The 1559-nt window shown below is 56.8% G+C and carries 3 protein-coding genes; 2 read left to right on the top strand and 1 reads right to left on the bottom strand.

The features are described from left to right. Positions 1-291, bottom strand: a 291-nt coding sequence (locus WA354_RS20305) for a hypothetical protein (RefSeq protein WP_472814842.1), incomplete at its 3' end; no start/stop codon positions are given. Position 292: 1 nt separating this feature from the next. Between WA354_RS20305 and WA354_RS20300 the strand changes: the two genes are divergently transcribed. Next, complete coding sequence (locus WA354_RS20300; protein WP_472814841.1) at positions 293-604, top strand: hypothetical protein; 312 nt, start codon at positions 293-295, stop codon at positions 602-604. 308 nt (positions 605-912) lie between these two features. Next, positions 913-1559, top strand: a 647-nt coding sequence (locus WA354_RS20295) for an alkaline phosphatase family protein (RefSeq protein WP_472814840.1), incomplete at its 3' end; no start/stop codon positions are given.

Genomic DNA, 1559 nt, shown 5'->3' with positions numbered 1-1559 from the left:
GGGCCATCCGCTACGCCGGATGGCCCTTTCCTTTTGCGAGACAGCGCCGCCCCGTGGCGCATCGGCGTCCATTAGTAACCCCCGGTCTGTTACGTATGAGTAACGGCAGAGCCACAAAAAATCTTTGAGGACATTCCGCCAGCCCGGTACACTCTTGCTCACTAATCGCGGCATTTTGATATTTGGGCCGGCATCGAGTCGCGCGACGGGGTTGAAGTCTGCCGGGCAGGCAATCAATCCGGAAACGCGAAGAGCTGCTGTAAATTCGCCTGAAAGTGAATCGGAAAGCACGATGGCCCTGCTCGAGAAGGCCGCAGAAAAGAAAAGAAGTCGTGTCTATGTACACCGAGATCATGTACGCAGATACCGCGCCCGAGTTCTTTGGATAACGCTTATAGCGCTTGGTTTGATGATGGTTTTGGCGGCAATCCTGTTAGCATCCATGGATAATTACAGCTGGCTGAAGTCAAACAAGGATCTTCCGCGCCAGATTCATCCGTTTCTCGCCGTCAAAGTAGTTCCTTCGAATACCGGCAATCAAAGTGCCTCGCTCGGCACAATTCGCCCCTCGGAAGCTTGCGGACAACCGTCCTCCGCCGCTTGAGCCACCTATCAGCAACCGGTGCATTGATACACTCGCGGCAGCAGGGCCGAGGTTTCCTCGTCAGAGTCGCCGTATTTTTTGCCAACGACTTGACGAGGTTCAATTCCTCCGTGCGCGCTTGCGCAGATAGGCGAGAATGCCAAGCGCAAGGATAACGAAGTGAGTTTTCTGTTGCGCTTCGATTCCAGTCATCAGATCGCAATCAGACGATCACATGAATACAACATCGCGGTGATGATCTCGCAACATTTACGGCATATGGTTCGGTGAGCAAACGCGCAACGCGTTTCCCCGGAGGTAGGAATACTGTGTCTACAGATCGTCGAACATTTTTGCAGCTTTTGACTACGAGTGCGCTCTCTGCGGCCTTTCCATCCAGCATTGCTCGCGCCCTTGAGATTCCCGCCAACAACCGCACCGGCAGCCTTGCAGATGTCGAACACATTGTGATTCTGATGCAGGAGAATCGGGCATTCGACCACTATTTTGGGACGCTGCGCGGCGTGCGCGGTTATGGTGATCCGCGCGCCGTCAAGCTTCCCAACGGCGACCCGGTGTGGAACCAGCCCACCGCCTCGGGTGGATACGTGATGCCGTTTCACCCCGGCGCGCCGAGCCTTGGTCTGCAGTTCCTTGAAGACCTGGCGCACGACTGGGACACAACGCATAACGCCTTGAACGAGGGTAAATACGACCAGTGGGTGCCGCAGAAGGGGACTACTACGATGGCGCACCTCACCCGCAGCGACATCCCTTTTCATTACGCGCTGGCCGATGCATTCACGACCTGCGACGCATACCACTGCTCATTCCTGGGAGCGACCGATCCCAACCGCTACCACATGTGGACAGGCTGGGTAGGCAACGACGGCAGCGGCGGCGGGCCAGTGCTCGATAACGCAGAGGCCGGGTACGGCTGGAGTACCTATCCCGAGCGGCTGGTCAACGCGGGCAT

The sequence above is a fragment of the Occallatibacter sp. genome, assembly GCF_049802275.1.
In the GTDB taxonomy this organism is placed as follows: domain Bacteria; phylum Acidobacteriota; class Terriglobia; order Terriglobales; family Acidobacteriaceae; genus Telmatobacter.
This window is presented reverse-complemented; position numbering and strand designations above follow the sequence as displayed.

Coding starts and splice junctions, on each gene's coding strand:
- WA354_RS20300 (WP_472814841.1), top strand. CDS start 293: ATGGCCCTGCTCGAGAAGGCCGCAGAAAAGAAAAGAAGTCGTGTCTAT.